The sequence below is a fragment of the Nitrosomonas sp. genome (assembly GCF_022842015.1).
GTDB lineage: Bacteria > Pseudomonadota > Gammaproteobacteria > Burkholderiales > Nitrosomonadaceae > Nitrosomonas.
The window spans coordinates 14921-37128 of sequence record NZ_JALHQJ010000018.1; the positions used below are offsets into that span (position 1 = coordinate 14921).

A 22208-nucleotide genomic window follows, 5' to 3' on the forward strand; every position below is an offset into this window, starting at 1 on the left:
TATAGGAAAAAAAATGCCGTATATATTACGTTGGGCGTTTATTTCATGAAGGAGCTTCGATACCAGTGAACACGAAAAGATGGTGGATTGCATTACTCATTTTGGCCCTATCCATGTTTGGTAGCATTGCTCATGCTTCCGATGGTGAGGCCGCCCAGTTTGTTGAACATTGCAGGGCAGCAATCACTTTTTCAGGGCTTCAAGCTCCAGATCCCGTAGTCGCAATGAACATCGGTTTCTGTTTTGGGTTAATGGACGGTGTGCGAGGTGCGAATTTTTATCTCAGAAAAGCTAACTCAGAAGTAGCCTTTTGCGAACCGACAGGGTTTAAGAACAACGACTTAGCAAAGGCATTTGTTGCAACAGTAGATAAAAATTCACACCTGCGGGAATTACGTGGGTCGCTCGCAGCATTAGTTGCTCTCAGCAGCGCATTTCCATGCAAGAGTGTCATCAAGTAAGCCGCCTAACAAGGCGCTCAAGCGGGACGTGCCCCTTAGCTCTACGTTAGAGAGCAATCCTTATGGAATATTTGTCACTGTTCCGAATGCCAACCCCGATGAAGATCACAAGGCGCTCTTCAAGTATTACGAACGCACTCATTAGTTCGATAATTCCGGTCGTGCTGCCCAGCGCAGAAGAAGTAAGACTGGCCTTGGAAATACTCGGAATGACCCCCGAAACATTCCAATGAGCATGCTGTGGCAACTTTGCTTCGGAATGGGACCACCTCCGCCCACTCGTCAAAAACAAAAAGCCAACTGGGTACATCTCAGAAATCCACAACCTCGTATCAGCTTGCGGAAAGTGCAATCAGTCAAAGGGCAGCAAGGAATGGAAAATCTGGAGGCTCACATCGCGAAACTATCACCCACAGCACGCGGCATTAAAAACATCCCAGAACGAGTCAAGCGGCTTGAGGCTTACGAGAATCCCAAGTCTCAAACAAAAATGGATTTTGCCGCCATTGTTGGCAGCGATGTATGGACACTGCACCAAAGCAATTTTGAGCGAGTGCAGTTACTCAAGCGCGAATCGCAGGCGCTTGCCACAAAAATCAATACGGGGTCGCCAATGCATACAAAGCACTCTAACCCGGCAGTCAAGCGGGATGGCACAAAAAACACGCCACTCCTTACTGCCACGTTAAATATTTGCCTATAAGGAATTGCGGAAAAGAGAAGTCAAAAGAGCCCGTAGATTGAACTGAAGAAAGAATACCAGCAATATCCCGTGATGCGAATTAACAGGAATTCCCTCATGTGTGTTTTTCGTTCTGCAAACACAAATCCCAATAAGACAGTCCTTCAAATCGCTTCACCAGAAAATCGACAAATGCCCGGACACGCTGGGAAAGGTGCCGGGTTTGCGGGTATATGGCGTAGGTGGCGAGGGGTGAGGATTTGTACTGAGTCAGAAGTGGTACCAATGCACCGCGTTCGATTTCTTTGTATACGATAAATGTCGGCATCAGTATGATGCCCAATCCGTCGACCGCGGCATCGCGAAGAAATTCACCGTTGCTGGCTTTTAAATAGGGCACTATTTTGGTTTTGATCAGTTGATTTTTAGTATCGTACAAATTCCAGTTCTCAAAATTGCTGATCAAGTTGTAGACCAAGCATCGGTGCTTGATTAACTCTTGCGGCGATTGGGGTGTGCCCATGCGTTCGAGATAAGATGGGCTTGCGCACATCATGGCTTGAATGGGGGAGAGACGGCGCGCGATCAGGCTGGAGTCTGGCAAAGTGGCGATACGAATGGCCAGATCAAAGCCTTCGGTCAATATGTCTACCCGACGATCATTAAAATCCAGATCGAACGTGATCTCCGGATGAGCTTGCAAAAACTCGTTGATGGCGGGCCCCAGGTGCATCAAACCAAAACTCAGCGGCAGGGCTATTTTCAGGCTACCTTTTAAGGCACCGTGAATTTGCGAAGTGGCATGTTCGGCTTCGAGAATGTCGTCAAGAATGCGCACCGATTGTTGATAAAAAGCGCGCCCACTATCGGTTAAATTCATTTGCCTTGTCGTGCGATGAAACAGCTCCACGCCGAGGTGTTCCTCAAGTTCTTTTAAGCGTCGGCTAACCATTGATTTTGCTACATTCATGCGATCCGCAGCAGTGCTAATGCTGCCAGCTTCAACAACGCGCACAAACGCATTCATATTTTCAAATCGATCCATATTAAATTTATTGTTGCTGATACAAGAACAGTAATTTCTAATTATCGCTATTTATTCTTATTATCGCAACGATGATAATACTGCCTAGGCTGTGAGATAACAATTTTTACCGAAAAGGAGAAAACCATGGATGTTATTGTGAGCGCTTCTCGAATAATTCCGGCAATAGCTGTGCCGGAGGGTGCTGGCGTTACCGTGTATCGTACGATTGGCACACCCATGCTGCGCGATTACGATCCATTTTTGCTGCTGGATCATATCAGCAGCCATAATCCGGATGATTACATTGCCGGGTTTCCCTCGCACCCGCATCGGGGGTTCAGTACATTTACGCATATCATTGATGGCCATATGGCACACCAGGACAATATGGGCAATAGTGGCGAGTTGGGTCCTGGTTCCGCACAGTGGATGAAGGCCGCCAGCGGCATTATCCATTCCGAAATGCCCAAACAGGAAAACGGCTTGTTGCGCGGATTTCAGTTGTGGATCAATCTGCCTGCAGCCAACAAGATGGATCATCCTGAATATCAGGAATATTCAGCGAAAGCTTTTCCGGTGGTAAAAACGGCGGATTATACGCTGAAGGTTTTAATGGGCTGCTTTACCGATACACGTGCGCCAATTATAGATAACATCACAGATGTGACGTACCTTGATGTGCAGGTGCAGCCTGGTAAACATTTTCAACATCGCTTGCCAGTTGGAAACAATAGCGGGCTTTACGTATTTGAAGGAAGCGGACAGCTCAATGAACAGGTTATGCCGCTGCATTCACTCGTCGTCCTGGAAAATGATGGCAATTCATTCGATTTTATTGCAGACAAAAAGGGTGCGCGATTTATTGTCATTAGCGGCAAACCGATTCATGAGCCGATTGTTCGATATGGCCCGTTTGTGATGAACACCCGGGAACAAATTGATCAGGCAATGCAAGATTTTCAGGCTAATAATTTTGTGCGAGATCGCGCCTGGATTAAGCGCGATCAATGAAATATTTTTCAATTTTTAAGGAGAGACAAATGGATAAAATCAGTCAATTGGTTGCTCGAATATTCCTTGGGCAGATCTTTTTAATTTCTGGTCTTCTCAAGATCAGCGGATACGAAGGCACGCAAGGGTATATGGAAGCGATGGGGATGCCGGGCATGCTATTGCCGCTGGTAATAGCCCTTGAGGTGGGTGGTGGGCTGGCTATTATGGCAGGATGGCAAACCAAGTGGGTGTCAATGGCATTGGCAGCATTTACTTTGGTCGCTGCGGTGATTTTTCACAACAACCTCTCCGATCAAACTCAGATGATCATGTTTATGAAGAATATTGCGATCACTGGCGGCCTTATGCTATTGGCAGTTCATGGCGCAGGTGGGTATAGTGTTGATAGCAAACGTATTCAATAACGGGTACTAGATGATGCGCGCTATGGCCCATTTGAATCTATGATCCGTATTTTTTTGGGAAAGAATGTGATTGTTAAGTTTCTCCTTTATTAAACTCGTAAATTTAGAGCTTAACAATCACATTGACGAGCAAATAAAGATTTACTGCATTAACGGTTTAATTACTTACTTAACGGTCATATTATTTTCAACGGCGGTAACACCATTAATACTGCGTGCAATCTCAACGGCGCGGGAAATTTCGGCTTGACTGTTGACGGAACCGCTTAGATGAACAACACCTTTTATAGTCTCTACACTGATTTCAAAAGTCTTCAGGGAATCGTCGTTGAAAATCTCCGCTTTAACTTTTGTGGTAATAACAGCATCATCAATAAATTCTCCTGCTTCACCAGCGTGGACAGGGTTAGCGCTTAAAAAGAAAACGACTAGAAAAGATAGAATAAAGGTCGAGAAACGGTTGTTGAGTTGTGTCATGATGAAGTTCTCCTAAATAAAATAAAATAAAATAACAAAAACAAATATCCCTGGGCATTTTAAATTTGAACGCTTTTATGGATATTCTAACTAAACGATTTCTTAAGCTTTTCCTAATTTTACTTAACAATCGAAGTTAAATTATTGCAGGAATTGTTTATTGTGAATGTGCGCTAGCCCACTTACTGGAGTAGCTAGATCCGGCCTCCAATATCATTGTGTTAATCATGCCTTAATTTTGTACGGTGGCGCACAGACGAGGATGATATTTAACCTGCATCATTATTCTTCTATTAACAAAACGGAAGGATTAATGTCATGACTAAAGGAAAGAAAACCGCATTGATATTTATTATGAGTGCAATTTTTATGTTAATGAGCACGGTTGTATCGTCCCAATCTCCTCAATCACAAAACAGTATGAATAATGACAGAGATTCAGCAGGAAATTCGCAATCCGATTCGCTTTCACGTGATCTTTCACGCGATGGTTCGCAGATGAGTCCTAATAACCCTGCTATGGTTAACCCAAACGATCCTACAGGAGTAAACTCGAATATACCTATGTCGCCTGGAGTTCCCCCAACGAGTGCGCCGGGAACGAATGCAAATGTTCCTTCAGGCACAAGTCCAGGTAACCCTTCTGGGTCGGGTTATTAAATCATACAGTTAAATATGAAAATAGTTAACTAAGAACTGGTCTCGCTTCATTCGACAGTTATATCCTTAAAATTAGCTGCTTAGATGTTATAAGAATTAGACTGCTCGAGTTTGCGGGACCTCTTCAGTATTAGGTCCTGGGCCAAATATGAATAACAATCAAAAATTTATTCCATTCATATCTATTCATCACGTGCTAAACGAATGCCAGAAAACTGCCAGCGTGCTTCTGCAGGAAGAAAGTTACGCATGCTTGAACGGATGCGCTGTTTCGGTGTGATGCAAGAACCGCCACGCAAGACATATTGATTTACCATAGACTCGCTATTATATTCGCCTACGGCTATATCCCAAATGTCAGATTTAGGTTTGTCAGTGTTGGATTTTTTGGGACTGTAGCCAGGATAGGGTGAGTAGCTAGATTGTGTCCATTCCCAAGCGGTACCATAAAGCGCGTTAATATTAACGCTCGTATTAGTCGCAGTACGGCGAGGATGGAAATAATTGTTATCGGCAAAGTCTCCATCAACTTCTTGCTTGGATGCTGCATTTTCCCATTCCGCTTCGGTAGGTAAGCGAGCATCACGCCATTGTGCAAAAGCACTCGCTTCATAATACGACATATGAGTTACGGGAAGACTCGGATCGAGTGGTGCTAGTCCGTGGAGTGTAAATTCTTTCCATTCTCCCGCTTCATGTCGCCAGTAAAGTGGATGACGACAGCCGACTGATTTGATCCATTTCCAGCCTTCCGAAAACCAAAAGCAAGGGTTATCATAGCCATCTTCCTCAATAAATTGCATATATTCCCTATTCGTAGCTAAACGTGACGCCAATTGGTACGGGTAAAGGTATTGCTTGTGACGAGGCGACTCATTGTCATAGCTAAAGCCTTTTCCCTTATAACCTATTTCTATTAGGCCCCCTTCAAAATTACGCCACTCTACTGGATCTGCCATATTTGAGGTTGTTTTTTGCAAGTTATTTTTAGGTTGATAAATTGGATTCAATGGGTTTTGTGATAAAAGATGCTTGAGGTCTGCCAGCATAAGTTCCTGGTGTTGAAACTCATGGTGGATTCCAAGCGTAGTTATCATTTGCAACATATTATCTTCTATTACTTCTCTCAACAGATTGTTCATGCGCTCGTCGATGTTTTGGCAGTAATCACGTGTTGTCTTCAAGGAAGGTCGAGTAAAAAAGCCACGTTTTGGATCCGGATGAGGCACATTTGATTCGTTGTAGGAGCTAAACATTGTGAGAAATTCTTGCTGAAAGGGTTTGAATGGTTTTTCGAAATGTTGGAGGACAAAAGCTTCAAAGAACCATGTGACATGACCAAGATGCCATTTTATCGGACTCGCATCCGGTAGGGATTGAACACAGCAGTCCTCTTCAAATAAGGGCTCAATTAGATCCAAAGTGCGACTGCGGGCCACAGCATATTCTTTAAGTAGGATATTGATATCTATCATTATTTAATTTCTCTAAAGGGCGATTGCTATTTTTGAGAATCAATTATGGCCAATGGCGGTATTGAAAAAATTCAAGGATTGTTACATTTTTGAGATAGCTATCTGCGTTCATTTAACTTTAATCTGGTTATTAACCTGTTTTACATTAGGAACTTGTTGAGCAACCGAAGTGGCCAATTGCCGTTGAGACTCGGTTTCGACAAACCCACTTATGACTACCAACCCGTTTGCTGCTTCCACATGCATGGCAGCGGCCTTAAGCTCTTTTGTTTCAATCAGTTTTGCTTTTACTCTCATGGCTAAAATTATATCCTGTTGCGGAGTCTCTTCTACTGTATCAGGGTTAAAACTCGCGCAACCACCCATGCTAAATACAATAGACAGAGATCCAATAATCCAGGTGCGAAGTATTTTGTAGGTCATTTTCTTTCTCATGTTGTTTCCGGAAAAACCATTAGCACTACTCACGTGCTTTATTAACTGCATCCACAAGGCCTGCACACCGTATATTTTGACTATTTGCCTTCTTTTCTTCTTGATCTTCCTGGAGAAACGAATATAAGCTCACGATGGGCGCTGAAGGTAACACCGCAAGTGAAGCTGCACCTCTCAATATCGCGGAAGCGCCCGGAGTAAAAGTGGGCTTCTTGAAAGTACCTTCTATATGCAGTGGTGCGCGCGCAGAGAAAACACTCAAGTCCTTCGGTTTGGGGTCAATAATCAGATCTAACTTTTCCTTATTAAAATCAATGGTTCCTTTGCTTAAAAAAATCGTATCTTGCGTATCTACAATAAAATTGTCCATATTCAAAACCCCACTATTGATTGGAAGATCTAGATAGGCGCAATTAATATTAGGTTCGTTGTCCTTATCAAATAGCGATACCAACGCCTCGCCAATATCAAGCCCGGCTAATTCGACCAACAAATTATCCAGTTGTCCACCGGTCATGAGCATCAACAATCCTCCATCAGCCGATGCTAACATTTCTGCAATGGCACCTCCTTTGAACCAGAACATGCCTTGACCTCCCACTAATCCGGCGCTTTCGTCAGCAATTTCAAAACGACGTAGTATTTCTCCTAATTGTACGTGACGAATTTCAACCTCTATTTTACTTTTAATGGGTTGCGAATTTGTGTTTAATTCGAAACGGGCACGAATATTTCCATTAGCAACGCCAAAATCCAAAGGAGCAAGCTTGAGATTGCCGTTATCAATGGTTACGTGCATGAAGAGATCATCCACAGGTAGTTTTGATTTAACTCGCTTGCTGCGTAAAGAAATGTCGGCATTGATAGCCTGTAGTTCCTTAAAATCGATAGGATCGCTGGGTAGAATGAATGGGCTCGTAGTTTCTCTTTTTATTTTTTTCTGCTGAGTTAAAGATGCAGTTTCCTCAGGGCCCGTGTCGGGCGAAAGACCAATTAATGGTCCCATATCATCCAAGTCTATTTTTTCTGATTTTAGATCAGCCTTTATAAAAGGCACTGCTTCGCTTAGCTTCACACTAATCGTTCCGGCAAGATCACTATCGCCCACATGGCCATCCAAATTTCTAATTTGCCACAAATTTTCATGATGCGACATATCACCTTTCAGTCGATAAGGGGGTAAGCTAGGCATGGGTAATCTCAGGATTTGTGATAATTGTTCTGGATTAGGGCCTTGCATTATAAATTGCAAATCAAGGCCTTTGAGCTGCAGAGGTTGTATCAATGTGCCATTCACTTTGATGCTGGTTTTCCCGACTTGCAAACTTAAGGTCAGCGGATAGGGTATTTCAGCCTCCCTCAATGCAACTAAAGGACCTGCATTTAAATTTGCAAGCAATAGATGCCCATTCAGCTTCCCCTGGGTTTGTACCTCCGTGAGTTCTTCATCGTGAGCTGCACCCATAATGGTCGCGAAAGCCGTGGTGATTTCTGTATCAGTTGCTAAATCCTCATAGTTAAGGCGGCCTTCCACAATCCGTAAACGCTCAATGAGAGGGATTTCTGTTTTGCGCTCAGGATCATTTGTGGCAATTTGCAAATCCCAGTTTCGCTCCCCTTTGGATGATTTTTGTAAAACAATATGTGGTTTGGTGAGGGTAACCTCAGGAAATAGCATGCGTCCTTTGAGGAGCTCAATCAAATCGATGCGTATGTCCAATGCTGCAAGTTCCAACATATTGGGTTGCTCGCTCCAGTCGGCATTCTCAAACTGTATTTGCTCCATTCTAATCAGTGGCGTTAAAGACCAATCGATTGCAAAGTTACCTTTAATAGTAAGATTACGACCCGTCTGATTCCTAACTTGTAGGGTCACGATCTCTCGTGCCCAATTCAAATTGGGTAATGAGATTAGCAATACGACCAAGAGAAATAACAGGGTAAGGAGAGAAATTCCAACCCATTTCACGACATTCATCTTTTTACCTATTTCATTACATAAGCTTATGGCATGACCAGAGAAAATTCAGGTCAGAGTTGTTTCATGTATGTTACTAGATCGGATTTTTCTTCGTTTGTTAGCTTGAGTTGGAGCACCAGGTTAAAAAATTCGACTGTATCTTCAAGGGTAAGCAGACGACCATCGTGTAGATAAGGAGGGCTATCCTTAATACCACGAAGTGTAAAAGTTTTTATTGGCCCATCGCCCGGTTCATTCAAAAAGCGTTCAAGTTTCAGATCATGCATTTGATTATCAAGGAATGCAGGCGGTTGATGGCAATTTCCGCATTGCCCTTTACCCAAAAAAATACTCTCACCGCGAATTTCTTTTTCAGTCGCTTTTGAGGGATCCAGTCGGCCTTGGCTATCTAATTTTGGAGCGGGCGGAAAATCCAACATGTTTTGAAACTGTGCCATATGACTTACATGGATTCGATCAATCATCGGGAATCCTTTCTTCATTGCATGTATTGGGTCACCATTGAAGTAAGCAGTGCGGAACTCGAACTCTGTGAAGTCTTCGATCGAACGCAAGCTGCGTTTTGATCCATGAATCTGCTGACTGTATACGCCTCGCAAACTGGTGGTATCCAGCCGAACTCGGCGTTCCTGAGGGCGCATATCAGGGCTTAAATGAAATTGTCCTGTTGTGTGACCATTGACATGACAATCAAAACAGGTCACGCCTAGACTGGGTTGGGCGCTTTTACGATCATCTGTCGGATTGAATTCTTCCTGCGGTAGCGGCGTGAGCAGCATCTGCAATCCAGTAAGCTGAACCGGAGTCAATATATCTTTGAATAAACGATAAAAATTATTGATGGAAACAACTTCTCCGCGAGAAACATCCCCTAATTCAGGCCTGTTCTGAAGGAAAATAGCAGGAGGAAACTCCGGCAAAAAAGCTTCCGGCAAATCAAACTCGACGTCGAACCTTTCTAACCTAGGAAACATCGAGATCTGCATAGGAGGAAAGACTTGTCCGCCGGTTACTTGTTTGGGATGTGGTAATGCAGGGTAAGGAAATAGATTATTTTTACGAATTTCTTCAGGTGACATGGCAGCAAGTTCTTGCCAGCTCATTTTGTCTTTCAATATAGCAGTTGGGCCGATCGGGATGGGTTTTCCCCGAGTCATAGTTACCTCTGCATCGAAACGAGGGGCAAGATCGTAGCGACTCTGTAATAACTCTTGTTGAGTTTTACTGATTTTTGGCTTTTCTGCTATATCAGATTTCATTGTTTCTTTAAAAGATTGCTGTGGTTTTTTTGCATTGAGAGAATCTCGGTAAAAATCAAACCCGCGTATTTTTCCATAATCAAGTTGTTGTTGAAATGCATCAGAGGAAGGCAGAGCGCCTGAAGCATCGAAAATATTAGAGTGATCATGCTTACTTTTTTTCTGCTCTGGTCTTGGGTTATTAGTCTGTGCATTCATAATCGCATCATTTTTTTTCTCTATCAGAACATTATCGTTTTGACTGACGGCATTATTAATTCCAACGCCAAGGCCGCTCACTCCCAGTAAAGTTAAAAATAAAATTTTGCTTTTCTTCATATCAATCTCTCCACTATCAAGTCATTAAGTAAACAAGAAATAATGCTGATGTACGACAAAACCTAAATTAATTCTGGGTTTTATTCTTTCATTCTGGAGAAAATCTATCTGTACGAAACCGCACACTGGATTGGTTTTTCATGGAAAGGATTGCGTTAGAATCGTTGAGAAGATACGCATGAATTTGAATCTTTTCATGTCTAGTTACGCTGTGCTCCGCTGCGTATTCACCAGTTACTCATCAAATTACTTGGTTGAATTACTTCGATAAAGAATTGGAGTGAACACCCAGTGCGCAGATAGGAGGGTTAGGGGAGATGCGCACTGGGAGTCCGGATCCAGTCATCCGGCTAGACGATATGAGATTCGTCCTGACTGGTGCGGTCGACTCATTAAAAAAGAAGTATGAGTGCTAAGGTCATTTTAGGCCATCCTGATTTTCTTTCTGTGCGCTTTCTAACATACAGTTCATACGGCTTCAAATGAGTTTGCTATGATGGCAGATAAATCGATTAATAGGCTTGGACCAAGATTTTCCATTAAAAACTTTCGAATAAAAATTATTAGAATAACCCGTTGAATATAATTAAATCTCTATAAATCATCATCATGTGTGTTCGCGATTCTTTATTCCAATTATTGGGGTAACAAGATCGGATAATTTTCACAAATAAGCTCATTAACCTAGGAATTGTTTATGCTTGATATCGCTATTGACACTATAGTCATGCGTCCTTATGTTTTTACTTTTTTTGCGGCATTTTTGCTGGTTTGTGTGCCACATGTGGGTTGGCGCAAGACCTTGATATTTACCGTTGCTGGCTATCTGATTGCTTTTGCGTCGGAGAAGCTTTCCATTACCACTGGGTTTCCGTACGGTTGGTATTTTTATATTGATGATACCAGTCATCAGGAGCTATGGGTTTGGGGAGTGCCTTTTTTTGATTCGCTCTCGTATGTTTTTCTGACTTATTGCAGCTATACGACGGCATTGTTTATCCTGTCACCCTTGGCGACGAAAGGCGCGGATCTGGTCACGCTAGAAACGCGCGCGATCCGACATTCATGGGCTGTTTTAGTGCTAGGTGCTTTTCTGCAGACATTCTTAGATATAATCATTGATCCGGTGGCGTTGCAGGGCAATCGCTGGTTTCTGGGGCAAATATATGGTTACTATGAAGCCGGACTGCATTTTGGTGTGCCGATTTCAAATTATGCCGGTTGGTTGCTGACAAGTTTTTTGCTGGTGGCCGCCTTTCAGCAGATTGATCGGAGGCGCGATGAGAAAATGCCGAAAGGGGTGTTTGCTATGCCATTCCGCTCTCTGCTTGGCCCGGTACTTTATTTGTCGGTACTAATCTTCAATTGGGTGATTACACTGTGGATAGGCGAGCATCTGATTGCACTGACCGGCGTGTTGATATTTACGCTACCAATTGTTATGGTGACCGTTCAGGCCGTGTTACGGGTTAATCGTTACCGTAAAGAGGAATTACAAGAACATTTAGAAGATTATCCTTGGTCACCTTTGAACAATGTTGAAAAATAAAAAGGTGCTGGATACTCCCTGTAATAGGGATTCACAATCAAGTTCATAAAGCAAGTTCATTAAGTATATTGTGAGTGCCAATGCTGAATTTTTGAGATTGCTGCTTGTAGGTTTGCTTTTGCCTGAATGCTTAGTTTTTCTCCCAATTTAAATTGATAGCCACGAATGCGGAGTAAAAAAGAGGTCGGGGCAGTGCGCTGGTATATTTGCTGATATGTAAATAATAATGCAGCTGGTGTAAGCGCGTGACTGGTATAACTGGCATCTTTTTCGGCATGAATCGGTAAAAATTCGTAAGGTTCAGCGCATGACATATCTGCATCAATAAACACGATCTGATCAAATTCAAGTAAATCAATTGTGTGCTCGATCAGCAATTGCATGTCAATGAGGCACTGGGCATTTGTTAACCTCAGCTGATCGATCTGTTCGATCAATAAAGGACCCAGCGCGTCATCGCCACGTCCAGGATTTCCATATCCAAATAACAAAATCATCACAGTATCGTAGGTTTATTGGTAAGTTCATTTTTGTCTTTATTGGGATCATAAGGAAAGTGCGTTTCTAAATGCTGACTAATGGCATGGATACCTTGAATGAGGCCAACTTCAAATTGTTGCTGCCTAAATGCAGATTCCATAATATGACAAATATTCTCCCATTCTTTGTTGGAAACTTTGGCATGTATGCCTTGATCCACAATGATTTCTACATCACGGTCAGCCAGCAGCAAATAAATGAGCACGCCATTATTCTGTTCGGTATCCCATACTCGCAATTGCGAAAAAACTTCAAGTGCACGCTCTCGTGCTGTTTGATTTCTAATCAGGGCTAGAGTATTGAGTGCACATTCCACAGCAATGCAAATTTCACCGCTATGATTCGTTTCCGATTGCTGAATTGCTTGTTCAATAGCCGTCAGTGTAGCAACGGGCAATGAGCGTCGAAGCAACCATTGTCCAGCAGATAAATGGCGTATGATACGAGTTAAATTCATTTACCACCTCCCAGAGGCGCCACCACCACCAAAGCCACCGCCACCTCCACTGAATCCTCCAGAACCAGAACCGCCGCCTCTAAAGCCAGAATTAGACCAGTTACCTCGCCCATTGCGGTAAATTCCTGGGTTGATGTGAATGAAAAGATTCAGAATGAATACGACAACAGCGATGAGAATAGCGATCGCTATCGAAGAGAATATTGACCAGCCGACAAATCCTAGACCCATGCCAGTTACGGTGGCTCCAGCTATACGTCCCAGGTGTACTTGCAATATCCTCCCAATGACCGTGGAAAAGATGAGGATGACGATTAAGCTTTCAATGTTTGTCTGCGTATTGGGCAAATTGTTGTTTTGCGTGGTGCTGGGGAGTGGCAGTGTTTCACCGTTGATCAGGCCTATGATCATTTCAATCCCTGCTTGAATACCTTCGGCAAACTGCCCTTGTTTAAATCGAGGTGTAATAATTTCCGTGATAATTCGTTTCGCTGTTGCATCCGGTAGTACCCCTTCCAAGCCATAACCAACTTCAATACGAAGCATTCTGTCGTTTTTAGCGATCAGCAGTAAGACACCATCATCAATACCTTTACGTCCTATTTTCCATGCTTCAACAACCTGCATAGCGTATTGCTCAATAGCGAAGGGTTGAGTGGTCGGGATGATTAATATGGCAATTTGACTCCCTTTCTTTTTTTCAAATGCTGTTAATTGATGTTCCAGTTGTGTAATTTCATGAGTAGAGAGTGTTCCGGTTAAATCAGTTACATGGGATATAAGGGACGGAATGGCGATTTCTGCCCTGACTGATGTGATTGCCAATAAAATTGTAAGTAGGGTAATAACTCTAAAAAATATATTCTTGATTTTAGGTATTGATTCTTCGTTGGTCGATGTAGGTTTCATGAAAGATAGTAACTGGATTTATTTATCTTCCAGCCTCGGTGTATCAAAATCAATTTTTGGCGCGGTAGATATTTCGTCTTCATTTTCTACAGTGAAGCCGGGTTTTGTTTCAAATCCAAATAGCATGGCTGTGAGATTGCTGGGGAAAGAGCGGACGACAGTATTGTATTCTTGAACTGCTTTAATGTATCGATTGCGTGCTACAGTGATACGATTTTCGGTGCCTTCCAGTTGTGCTTGTAAATCACGAAAATTGGCATCTGATTTTAACTCGGGATAATTCTCGACGACGGCCAGTAACCTTGAAAGAGAGCTGGACAACTCTCCTTGCGCATTCTGGAATTTAGTGAATGTTTCAGGGTCGTTGACTAGCTCTGGAGTTGCTTGAATACTGCCAATTTTGGAACGAGCATTGGTAACTCCAAGCAATACATCTTTTTCTTGGGCAGCGAATCCTTTGACGGTATTAACTAAATTGGGTATTAAATCTGTACGTCGCTTATATTGATTCAGCACTTCTGCCCAACTGGCTTTAATTTGCTCATCGGTTGATTGAAGCGTATTGTAGCCGCAGCCACTTAAAACAAGAACGCAGAGAATTGTCGCTACTAACTGCCTATTGCGCATAAATTTCTCCAGAAAATTGCATAACCATGAATTATGGCTTTGTTGATATTTTGTAATATTCAATGAAAATTTCTTTCCATCTTGGGTAGATGATGAATGATAAAACGGAATTGACCGATGAACAATGGAAGATTTTGTTAGCAGTTGCTGATGTCTGTTATTGCAGTTTCAGTGGCCAATGCAAAATTCCGGATAAATAAAAACCGCTCGATCTTGATCGAGCGGTTTTTATTTGCAATCATCAATACTTTAATTATCAGGATATCCTGCTCCTGCCCAAGTTAAACCACCATCCACTGATTTATAAATATTTTTTCTTGCTGCGCCTACAATCGTCGAATCCAATTCATAGGTAGGCGATATCTTGAATTCAATGAATTCAATATTTTCAGTTGCAATCAGCGATGCGGTTGTATTCAGCGAAGATGTTACTGCGCCTGCTCCATCCAGATTTGCGCTAAACAGTCCTTTGCCACGGACATTGACAAAGATGGTTCGGTCGACGCCGAAGTTTGGGGAAAATTCTACTTGTAATATAACGGCATTTGATCCAACTGAAGTGTCAGTTTCTTTTGTCCAGGTGGTGCCTCCATCAGTTGAGCGGTAAATGCCACTGGTTGTGCCAACAAGCACAAGATTATCGATGGCAAATTGCGGGGATATCGCAACCCACATATATCTTTGCCCAGCCCACCCGGTTTGGATGATCGAACTAGCACCGACGCGCAAGAAAGTGTCTCCGCCATCCTGTGTCCGCCATACTTCTCCCGCGCGATTGGTGGCAAATGCAATGCGGTCGTTAGCATAATTAGGCGACACAGCTACACTTGTAATAGGATGGTTTGTTGGCATCCCCCGTTGCAATATCCAAGTTTTCCCAGCATCTTTGGTCTGCAGTAATCCATGGAGTCTTGAGCCGAGGTAAATTTCCTTATCGGTTGCAAAGTTTGGCGATGCTGCTAGGGCCGTGAGAGAAACGAGATCCTTTCGAATTTCAAGAAATCTAGGAATAAATCTAACGGTAAAACTGTCTCCGAAGTTGGTGGATGATCCCACGTATCCATTAGTCGCAGTAACGATTGTTTGAGTGCCATTTGCATTCTTCACGATCTGCGAATCGAAGAAATTCATTTTTCGCCCTGTCGGGTTGGGCCAGCCACTGGTAGACCAGGTTGTACCGCTATCGGCAGAAATAGCGATGCCTCTTCCGACATACGTTGTGGCAATCATCTTTTGATCAGTGTTAAAACTCGAAGAGAGCGCAAGCCCTGTCAGTACGCCAATTCGTGTTTGACTTTGCTTCCATGTACTGCCACCGTTTTTCGAGATAAAAATCCCATCGAATACCGGTAAAAATACTGTCTGGTCTGTCGCGTATGTGCGGGATACTTGCAAGTCAGTCATTTCATTGAGTAATGATGTTTGAACGGTGACTACAGCGCCTGAATTAAACAGTTCCCAATTATCGCCACTGTCGGTAGATTTAAATACCGCTTGAGTCAGACTGGTACTAAATACCGTGCGGTCGATCGCGTAGTTCGGTGAAACCGCTATATTATTAATCGCTTCATTAGGTAAGTTAGTACCTTTGCTAACAAAGGTATTTCCTCCATCGCTGCTATAAAAAATTCCAAAGCTTGGGGTCGCTAAAAATATTTCCGATGCGCTTCCTGGTGCGATGGCCATATCGTAGATGATGGTTCCTGTTGGATTCCCCAATTCGGTCCAGTCAATGCCGCCGTTGGTGGATTTTCGTAAGTATCCAGTATCGCTTGCAATTATTAGAGTGTTATCGGTAGCAAAGTCAGGTGAGATTGCGATAGCGGTTACTTTATTGGTTTTATCGAGTACCTGAGTCCATTGCGCATCTGTATTGGAGCGACGGAAAAGGGCTCCATTACCTTCATTAAAGAAAACTACATAACCACTGCTAGTTTCAGCGACCTCCATTTTTTTTATGATTTTGTTTGAAACGGCAAGACCTGTATTATAGGGTTCCCACGAATCGCCACGATTGGTTGAGCGATAAACACCACCTTTGCCTTTGAGGCCCGCAAACACAGTTTGATCGGTAGCAAATTTTGGAGAAACGCGAAGAACACTGTATTCAAGCGGATGGTCCAAACCATTCGCTAGATTAATCCAATTCGCACCCCCGTCGGTTGAGCGCATAACTTGATCGTAATACCAACCGGTAAATGCGCCATCGCTAACTAAGAACATCGTTTTGTCGTTGGCATAATCGGGTGATGCGGCAAATGCAATTACCATGTCATGAGGTGTATGTGCATGCACATTAACACCAGTAATGCCAATTGATAAGAAAAACGCAGTAATCACGGCAATTCGCCGCATGAAATTGATTCGAATTTCGTTTACATTGACTAACATGTTTAATCCTTCAAATTTTAGTTGTTTTTTGATTACTAACTCTGTCTGCTACGTGAAACTTTTGCCACGAATTTATTGAAAAGTACTGAATTTCTGTGTAACGATTGATTTTGCCAACTGGAGGCTAATATAGTAGAAATACTTCCTTAAACCAATAGGTCATTATTACTTTTTTTCTAGTACATATATACTACGAGGTTATTGTAAAACCTGGAAAATTTTGCTGTAGTAGCAGGAAACTTACTGATGTAACTGGCTACTCATATTCCCATAAAAAGTGAAGTTTCACATCTTCATGGATATTTTTCCATAGCACAGTATTCGGGCAGAATGGTTTCTTTATAATTTATCCAAGAAATTATCTGTTTTTCTTGAATTAACTTTTGATTATTAACGAATATAATTCGTATAAATCTTTTCTATCTGTTTCGCAGCCATTATGGCGATTTAATATCCGCTTACTCCTGGTAAATTATTTTTTCATTTCACCGAAAATAACGCTTTGATAAACAGCATATATTTGCTTTTTTATTTTACTGAAAGGTCTTGTCCTACCTTGCAATAGTTGAGAATTTCCGCTCCAAAATAATTTGGACGGAATTGGGTATTTAATCTGATATTATGACTAGGAAAAATCCTGTGATAGCCGATAATGTTATCCGTGGCGTAGGAGTCTTTTTATCTGTCAAATGTGTTCGATGGATTTATAGGTAAAAATTGAGGTGCCAGACATAAGATACTTTGCCGTGCATCACAAACTTTGTTCATGCGTCGATGTAATTCAAGCAAAAAAAAGATTTTTGTGCGGCTCAGTCATCTGAAAATTGCTGGCAAGAGATGGGAATGACTAAATTGCTTGAGTACGCTGAAGTTTGTAGAACTAATCCTTGGTTTATCTTTTCTGTTTTAGTAAGAATCGATAGTGGCATGCACATTTAATCTGAAAATATTTAGCATTTAGAAAACAAAATGAGAAACTTACTCAGAAAGATTTATTCGATACTAAAAAAACGTGCATCATACTTATTTTATCTGATCGAATACAAACGGGCCGCAAATGCTGTGCGCAGAACAAGTAGTGATCCTAACTCGATCTATGAAAAGATATTTGAGGAATTCATGCAAAGCTGCGGGAATAAGCCATGTCTTCAAATAGGGGTAAAAAATAGATTAGGAAAAAAATATGGGCCCAATTGGGTAAGTGTTGACAAATACGATATGCGCGATTTTATTGACTATCATTATGATATTCATGACCTACCCTTCGAAGATAACAGTTTTGATGCAGTGGTCTGTATATCGATTTTAGAGCATGTTCCTTACCCGTTGAAAGCAATTCAGGAATTCAAAAGAATCTTAAAGCCGGGTGGGAAAATATGGGTTCAATTGCCATGGCTTTGCCCTTATCATGCGGTTCCAAAAGACTACTGGCGCGTTAGTCCGGATGGATTAAGAGTCTGGATGGAGGATTTCAAAGAGGTTTCTTGCGGAACTTATATGTGGCGCAAGACCTATTTTTCAATTGCAACTTATTTTTATGGAGAAAAATAGAATAGTAAGACTCAGACAACTTGCCCTGCAGCATAACCTGATGACCAAGCCCATTGGAAATTAAATCCTCCTAAATGACCCGTAACATCTACAACCTCTCCAATAAAGAACAGACTCGTTGTGTGCTTGGATTCCATTGTCTTGGATGATAACTCAACAGTATCGATGCCACCGAGCGTTACTTCCGCCTTCTTGTAGCCGATCGTGCCGCTCGGCATAACCTGCCAGTTGTGGAGTTTATCTGCGATCAAGAGCAATTCATTTTCCCGGTAGTTACCGATAGGTTTTGCAGTGATAGCAAGCTCGGCTAGCAGGGATGCGCACCAGACCTGCACGAAACGTTTAGGGAGATAATGGGCTAGCAGATTCGGTAGAAGCATGGTGCTCCGACGATAAAGAGAAAAAATTTGTTGTGCATTCTGTTGTGGTAACAAGTTGATGTATAAAGACTCTCCTGATTGCCAATAGGATGATATCTGCAGTATAGCGGGGCCGCTTAATCCACGATGGGTGAATAAAATATCCTCACGGAACGAAGTTCCGTTACAACTAACCTCAGCATCTATTGCCACGCCTGAAATTTCCTTAAAGCCAGAAAATTTATCTGCAGCAAAGGTTAAGCCCACCAAACCAGGTCGTAACGATGTTACGCGAACGCCAAACTGATTGGCAACTTGATAGCCAAATGCGCTTGCGCCAATTTGTGGAATTGATAAACCGCCTGTAGCAATTACCAAAGATTTAGCTTCTATAGTATTGCGCTCAGTTATCAATCTAAAATTTGATCCAATATCTTGATTCTCATCGTTCGCTAGGCCCTCTATTTTTTGAATAGCAGAGGCTAGTTGCCAATCTACATTTACTGCACTGCACTCGCTATGCAGCATGTTAATAATTTGTTGCGAGCTACCCTCACAAAATAACTGCCCCAACTTTTTTTCGTGATAACGGATACCATGCTTCTCAATCAGAGAAATAAAATCCTGTGGCGTGAAACGAGCCAATGCGGAACGGCAAAAATGTGGGTTTCCGGAAATGAAGTTTTCCGCTGAGGTATGGCAATTGGTAAAGTTGCAACGACCACCGCCAGAAATACGGATTTTTTCCGCTAACTTAAATGCATGGTCAATGAGTATCACGCTGCGGCCTCGCTTACCTGCCTCAATTGCGCACATCATGCCTGCAGCACCTGCTCCAACGATAACTACATCTTTATACAGCTTAGGCAAGCTCATGTATTACACCGTGAAGCGCTTCTGAACAAAGAAATTATTCAGTCATCATATCTAAGCGAGTTGCTATCATCAGTACAATAAATAAAAAAAGAGATAAACCAATCCGTATGCTTAATGATCTAACCATACGTGTTGAATTACCTTTATCTTTATACATGTAATACAGTGCTGATCCTAGGCTATATAATATAAGGAGAAATACTACGGCGGCGAAAATTTTCAATGGCTTAATCCTAACAAAAATTGAATTTGCCAAATTTTAGCCGAGTTTTTCTGATTATCCAATGACTATTTAATGATAAAAACTCCAGAAATTTAGTATTAAATTAATCAATTGCTTCTATACCACTTCATTTTGGCTTCTTTTCATCGGTCAATACTGTGCAATGCAAAATCCGATTTGCTTACCAACTGCTATTTTTTTAATGGGCCCCACAGCAAGTGGCAAAAGCCAAATTGCCTTAGATATAGCAAAAGAACTCCCAATCGAAATTATCAGTGTGGATTCGGCTCAGGTATACCGCTACATGAATATCGGGACGGCCAAACCCGAGCAAGAAATTCTGACTCATACTCCGCATCATCTTATTAATCTCATTGATCCTGATCAGACTTATTCAGCAGCGCAATTTCGCAAAGATGCTTTAAACATCATGCAGGACATCTCTTCGCGCAACAAAATTCCGCTACTGGTGGGTGGTACGATGCTTTATTTCAGAGTATTGCAAGATGGTCTATCCGTATTGCCAGCTGCAGACCAAGATATGCGATTGCAGTTGGAACATTTGGCGAAGAAACTTGGTTGGCCTGCAATGCATCAAAAATTATCAGAATTGGATCCAACGATTGCTGCGCGTATCAAACCAACAGATAGCCAGCGCATCCAACGTGCCCTGGAAGTATGTTATCTGACTCAACAACCGATGTCAGAAATTCTGAAGACCTCACAACCAGCAGACTTTCCCTATCGTAAAGTAAGTATTGCACTCATTCCTAGTGAACGCAGCCAATTGCATTCTCGTATTACTGAGCGCTTTGGAAACATGTTAAACGCCGGATTGATCGATGAAGTTCAATCCATACGTCAGAGATTTTCGTCATTGAATATGGAATCGCCATCAATGCGATGTGTCGGCTATCGTCAGGTCTGTCTTTATTTGGACAACAAAATCAGCCGTGACGAAATGCATGACATGGGAATTGCTGCAACGCGCCAGCTGGCTAAACGACAGCTAACTTGGTTGCGCGGTATAAGAGTTAGCAATGAAATATATGAACTTGATTGCTTGTCTAGTGACTCAAGTACTCGAGTGCACAATTTAATCCGAGCTGTGATCGAGACCTGCGCAGACTGAATGCCAAATTCTTACTGTTGATATATTTTGAGTCTGCCAGCTTGTTTATTTCCTGTCGATAGCGTTATGATTCCATACACGCTAAATAGAATAATTGAATTTTTATCAGCGTATAAGAAAAATTACGAAACACCTGCAGAACAATCATTGATAGGAAAAACAATCATGCAGATTTTTTTAAAATTATTTACTTCAGTCTTGTTGCTGATAGGCATCTTTCTTTTGGCAGGCTGCGAAAACTACGCAGAAAAAACCCATCCGTCCTGGGTTACACCACCACCTGGTATGGTTTATGATGATTCGACCATTTTTGCCCGTGTTACCCTGGCAATTCAATCTGATCCTGTTCTGCAGGACACCAACATTGAAATCAAAGTTAACGAGGGTCATGTGACGTTAACGGGTGTCGCTCGTAATGAAGATCAAATTACCCGCACCAATATGCATACCTGGATCGTGGATGGAGTAAAGAATGTTGACAACCAAGTTATCGTAAAAAAATAAAGTATAAAAATCCCCGCAATAGGGGATTTTTATCTAATTTACTGTGAATGTCTTGATCAGATTCCTCGCAAAAGCTCATTAATACCCGTTTTTGAGCGGGTTTTAGCATCCACTTGTTTTACGATTACGGCGCAGTACAAACTGTATTTTCCATTTTCAGCCGGCAAATTACCCGATACTACAACTGATCCAGGAGGAATGCGACCGTAACTTACTTCGCCGGTTTCACGGTTATAAATTTTCGTGCTTTGACCAATATATACACCCATCGATATTACAGAGTTCTCACCGACAATCACACCTTCCACAATCTCCGAGCGTGCGCCAATAAAGCAATTATCTTCGATGATAGTTGGATTGGCTTGCACCGGCTCCAATACGCCGCCAATGCCAACACCACCCGATAGATGCACATTTTTGCCAATTTGCGCACATGAGCCAACGGTAGCCCACGTATCAACCATCGTGCCATCGTCCACATACGCGCCTATATTGACATAAGATGGCATCAACACGACGTTGTTGGCAATAAAAGAACCTTTGCGTACTGCTGCAGGCGGAACTACACGAAAACCGCCATCACGAAAATCCCTGGAGCTGTAATCTGCGAACTTGGATGGTACTTTATCAAAATAATTGGAAAATCCGCCTTTGATAAAACTGTTATCCTCAATTCGGAATGATAGTAACACTGCTTTCTTGATCCACTGATGAGTTACCCAATCGCCATCGATTTTCTCAGCTACGCGCAATTTTCCGTTGTCCAGCATTGCCAGAACTTGTGTAACGGCTTCCTTCAAACTGGCATCGACATTACGTGGCGTAATTTCAGCGCGGCGCTCAAAAGCTTCTTCAATGATGGTTTTTATTTCACTCATGATTTTCCTTAGTAATTTA

22 protein-coding genes and 1 pseudogene are annotated in these 22208 nt (G+C 42.3%); 9 read left to right on the top strand and 14 right to left on the bottom strand.

The features are described 5' to 3' along the window. Positions 1 to 65: 65 nt before the first annotated feature. Together Q0C11_RS04915 and Q0C11_RS04920 are read left to right on the top strand one after the other, a co-directional pair. Positions 66 to 461: a Rap1a/Tai family immunity protein gene (locus Q0C11_RS04915; RefSeq protein ID WP_293006267.1), complete on the top strand. Its 396-nt coding sequence runs from the start codon at positions 66 to 68 to the stop codon at positions 459 to 461. 302 nt (positions 462 to 763) lie between these two features. After that, positions 764 to 1150 (top strand): annotated as a pseudogene (locus Q0C11_RS04920) (hypothetical protein); the annotation flags it as partial. Positions 1151 to 1258: 108 nt separating this feature from the next. Here Q0C11_RS04920 and Q0C11_RS04925 read toward each other — a convergent pair. After that, complete coding sequence (locus Q0C11_RS04925; RefSeq protein ID WP_293006270.1) at positions 1259 to 2188, bottom strand: LysR family transcriptional regulator; 930 nt, start codon at positions 2186 to 2188, stop codon at positions 1259 to 1261. A gap of 126 nt (positions 2189 to 2314) precedes the next feature. Here Q0C11_RS04925 and Q0C11_RS04930 point away from each other — a divergent pair, with 126 nt between their 5' ends. Next, on the top strand, positions 2315 to 3181 hold the full coding sequence (locus Q0C11_RS04930; protein WP_293006271.1) for a pirin family protein: 867 nt from the start codon (positions 2315 to 2317) through the stop codon (positions 3179 to 3181). 29 nt (positions 3182 to 3210) lie between these two features. After that, on the top strand, positions 3211 to 3588 hold the full coding sequence (locus tag Q0C11_RS04935) for a DoxX family protein (protein ID WP_293006273.1): 378 nt from the start codon (positions 3211 to 3213) through the stop codon (positions 3586 to 3588). Between the two features lie 165 nt (positions 3589 to 3753). Here Q0C11_RS04935 and Q0C11_RS04940 read toward each other — a convergent pair whose 3' ends face one another. Further along, positions 3754 to 4065, bottom strand: a complete 312-nt coding sequence (locus Q0C11_RS04940) for a BON domain-containing protein (RefSeq protein ID WP_293006275.1) — start codon at positions 4063 to 4065, stop codon at positions 3754 to 3756. 318 nt (positions 4066 to 4383) lie between these two features. Here Q0C11_RS04940 and Q0C11_RS04945 point away from each other — a divergent pair, with 318 nt between their 5' ends. Beyond that, on the top strand, positions 4384 to 4725 hold the full coding sequence (locus Q0C11_RS04945) for a hypothetical protein (protein WP_293006277.1): 342 nt from the start codon (positions 4384 to 4386) through the stop codon (positions 4723 to 4725). Positions 4726 to 4907: 182 nt separating this feature from the next. On the opposite strand, the gene egtB is transcribed toward Q0C11_RS04945, so the two are convergent. The 4 genes from egtB to Q0C11_RS04965 all read right to left on the bottom strand — a co-directional run bounded on the left by egtB (position 4908) and on the right by Q0C11_RS04965 (position 10193). Then, positions 4908 to 6200, bottom strand: a complete 1293-nt coding sequence (gene egtB / locus Q0C11_RS04950; protein WP_293006278.1) for an ergothioneine biosynthesis protein EgtB — start codon at positions 6198 to 6200, stop codon at positions 4908 to 4910. A 108-nt stretch (positions 6201 to 6308) separates the two neighbouring features. Next, the gene (locus Q0C11_RS04955; protein ID WP_293006279.1) at positions 6309 to 6623 is read right to left on the bottom strand and encodes a BON domain-containing protein; all 315 of its coding nucleotides are present in this window, start codon (positions 6621 to 6623) and stop codon (positions 6309 to 6311) included. 37 nt (positions 6624 to 6660) lie between these two features. Next, the gene (locus Q0C11_RS04960; protein ID WP_293006281.1) at positions 6661 to 8613 is read right to left on the bottom strand and encodes an AsmA family protein; all 1953 of its coding nucleotides are present in this window, start codon (positions 8611 to 8613) and stop codon (positions 6661 to 6663) included. 53 nt (positions 8614 to 8666) lie between these two features. Beyond that, positions 8667 to 10193 (bottom strand): cytochrome B6, encoded by a 1527-nt coding sequence (locus tag Q0C11_RS04965; protein ID WP_293006282.1) that lies wholly within the window; start codon positions 10191 to 10193, stop codon positions 8667 to 8669. A gap of 697 nt (positions 10194 to 10890) precedes the next feature. On the opposite strand from Q0C11_RS04965, the gene Q0C11_RS04970 reads away from it, so the two are divergent. Continuing rightward, positions 10891 to 11742 (top strand): carotenoid biosynthesis protein, encoded by an 852-nt coding sequence (locus tag Q0C11_RS04970; protein WP_293006283.1) that lies wholly within the window; start codon positions 10891 to 10893, stop codon positions 11740 to 11742. Between the two features lie 59 nt (positions 11743 to 11801). On the opposite strand, the gene Q0C11_RS04975 is transcribed toward Q0C11_RS04970, so the two are convergent. From Q0C11_RS04975 to Q0C11_RS04995, 5 genes are all read right to left on the bottom strand, one after another. Further along, positions 11802 to 12239 (bottom strand): hydrogenase maturation protease, encoded by a 438-nt coding sequence (locus tag Q0C11_RS04975; protein WP_293006285.1) that lies wholly within the window; start codon positions 12237 to 12239, stop codon positions 11802 to 11804. Continuing rightward, positions 12239 to 12739, bottom strand: a complete 501-nt coding sequence (locus Q0C11_RS04980) for a TPM domain-containing protein (RefSeq protein ID WP_293006287.1) — start codon at positions 12737 to 12739, stop codon at positions 12239 to 12241. The genes Q0C11_RS04975 and Q0C11_RS04980 overlap by 1 nt, the downstream gene beginning before the upstream one ends. Beyond that, positions 12740 to 13648, bottom strand: a complete 909-nt coding sequence (locus Q0C11_RS04985) for a YgcG family protein (protein WP_293006289.1) — start codon at positions 13646 to 13648, stop codon at positions 12740 to 12742. 18 nt (positions 13649 to 13666) lie between these two features. After that, complete coding sequence (locus tag Q0C11_RS04990) at positions 13667 to 14275, bottom strand: LemA family protein (protein ID WP_293006291.1); 609 nt, start codon at positions 14273 to 14275, stop codon at positions 13667 to 13669. 249 nt (positions 14276 to 14524) lie between these two features. Beyond that, entirely contained in the window at positions 14525 to 16666 is a 2142-nt protein-coding gene (locus Q0C11_RS04995) for a hypothetical protein (RefSeq protein ID WP_293006293.1), read from the bottom strand. 969 nt (positions 16667 to 17635) lie between these two features. On the opposite strand from Q0C11_RS04995, the gene Q0C11_RS05000 reads away from it, so the two are divergent. Further along, positions 17636 to 18217: a class I SAM-dependent methyltransferase gene (locus Q0C11_RS05000; protein WP_293006295.1), complete on the top strand. Its 582-nt coding sequence runs from the start codon at positions 17636 to 17638 to the stop codon at positions 18215 to 18217. 11 nt (positions 18218 to 18228) lie between these two features. On the opposite strand, the gene Q0C11_RS05005 is transcribed toward Q0C11_RS05000, so the two are convergent. Together Q0C11_RS05005 and Q0C11_RS05010 are read right to left on the bottom strand one after the other, a co-directional pair. Then, a complete protein-coding gene (locus Q0C11_RS05005) occupies positions 18229 to 19452 on the bottom strand; it encodes an NAD(P)/FAD-dependent oxidoreductase (RefSeq protein WP_293006297.1) in 1224 nt (407 codons plus the stop codon). A gap of 34 nt (positions 19453 to 19486) precedes the next feature. Further along, positions 19487 to 19675, bottom strand: a complete 189-nt coding sequence (locus tag Q0C11_RS05010; protein ID WP_292919075.1) for a twin transmembrane helix small protein — start codon at positions 19673 to 19675, stop codon at positions 19487 to 19489. Positions 19676 to 19838: 163 nt separating this feature from the next. Between Q0C11_RS05010 and miaA the strand changes: the two genes are divergently transcribed. Both miaA and Q0C11_RS05020 read left to right on the top strand, forming a co-directional pair. Continuing rightward, positions 19839 to 20807 carry a tRNA (adenosine(37)-N6)-dimethylallyltransferase MiaA gene (gene miaA, locus Q0C11_RS05015; RefSeq protein ID WP_293006299.1) on the top strand — a complete coding sequence of 323 codons (969 nt, stop codon included), beginning with the start codon at positions 19839 to 19841 and terminating at the stop codon, positions 20805 to 20807. Between the two features lie 165 nt (positions 20808 to 20972). Further along, complete coding sequence (locus tag Q0C11_RS05020) at positions 20973 to 21311, top strand: BON domain-containing protein (protein WP_293006301.1); 339 nt, start codon at positions 20973 to 20975, stop codon at positions 21309 to 21311. Between the two features lie 56 nt (positions 21312 to 21367). Here Q0C11_RS05020 and dapD read toward each other — a convergent pair whose 3' ends face one another. Continuing rightward, entirely contained in the window at positions 21368 to 22189 is an 822-nt protein-coding gene (dapD, locus tag Q0C11_RS05025) for a 2,3,4,5-tetrahydropyridine-2,6-dicarboxylate N-succinyltransferase (protein ID WP_292919078.1), read from the bottom strand. Between the last annotated feature and the right edge of the window lie 19 nt (positions 22190 to 22208).

Coding starts and splice junctions, on each gene's coding strand:
- Q0C11_RS04925 (WP_293006270.1), bottom strand. CDS start 2,188: ATGGATCGATTTGAAAATATGAATGCGTTTGTGCGCGTTGTTGAAGCT.
- Q0C11_RS04930 (WP_293006271.1), top strand. CDS start 2,315: ATGGATGTTATTGTGAGCGCTTCTCGAATAATTCCGGCAATAGCTGTG.
- Q0C11_RS04935 (WP_293006273.1), top strand. CDS start 3,211: ATGGATAAAATCAGTCAATTGGTTGCTCGAATATTCCTTGGGCAGATC.
- Q0C11_RS04940 (WP_293006275.1), bottom strand. CDS start 4,065: ATGACACAACTCAACAACCGTTTCTCGACCTTTATTCTATCTTTTCTA.
- Q0C11_RS04945 (WP_293006277.1), top strand. CDS start 4,384: ATGACTAAAGGAAAGAAAACCGCATTGATATTTATTATGAGTGCAATT.
- egtB (WP_293006278.1), bottom strand. CDS start 6,200: ATGATAGATATCAATATCCTACTTAAAGAATATGCTGTGGCCCGCAGT.
- Q0C11_RS04955 (WP_293006279.1), bottom strand. CDS start 6,623: ATGACCTACAAAATACTTCGCACCTGGATTATTGGATCTCTGTCTATT.
- Q0C11_RS04960 (WP_293006281.1), bottom strand. CDS start 8,613: ATGAATGTCGTGAAATGGGTTGGAATTTCTCTCCTTACCCTGTTATTT.
- Q0C11_RS04965 (WP_293006282.1), bottom strand. CDS start 10,193: ATGAAGAAAAGCAAAATTTTATTTTTAACTTTACTGGGAGTGAGCGGC.
- Q0C11_RS04970 (WP_293006283.1), top strand. CDS start 10,891: ATGCTTGATATCGCTATTGACACTATAGTCATGCGTCCTTATGTTTTT.
- Q0C11_RS04975 (WP_293006285.1), bottom strand. CDS start 12,239: ATGATTTTGTTATTTGGATATGGAAATCCTGGACGTGGCGATGACGCG.
- Q0C11_RS04980 (WP_293006287.1), bottom strand. CDS start 12,739: ATGAATTTAACTCGTATCATACGCCATTTATCTGCTGGACAATGGTTG.
- Q0C11_RS04985 (WP_293006289.1), bottom strand. CDS start 13,648: ATGAAACCTACATCGACCAACGAAGAATCAATACCTAAAATCAAGAAT.
- Q0C11_RS04990 (WP_293006291.1), bottom strand. CDS start 14,275: ATGCGCAATAGGCAGTTAGTAGCGACAATTCTCTGCGTTCTTGTTTTA.
- Q0C11_RS04995 (WP_293006293.1), bottom strand. CDS start 16,666: ATGTTAGTCAATGTAAACGAAATTCGAATCAATTTCATGCGGCGAATT.
- Q0C11_RS05000 (WP_293006295.1), top strand. CDS start 17,636: ATGAGAAACTTACTCAGAAAGATTTATTCGATACTAAAAAAACGTGCA.
- Q0C11_RS05005 (WP_293006297.1), bottom strand. CDS start 19,452: ATGAGCTTGCCTAAGCTGTATAAAGATGTAGTTATCGTTGGAGCAGGT.
- miaA (WP_293006299.1), top strand. CDS start 19,839: ATGCAAAATCCGATTTGCTTACCAACTGCTATTTTTTTAATGGGCCCC.
- Q0C11_RS05020 (WP_293006301.1), top strand. CDS start 20,973: ATGCAGATTTTTTTAAAATTATTTACTTCAGTCTTGTTGCTGATAGGC.
- dapD (WP_292919078.1), bottom strand. CDS start 22,189: ATGAGTGAAATAAAAACCATCATTGAAGAAGCTTTTGAGCGCCGCGCT.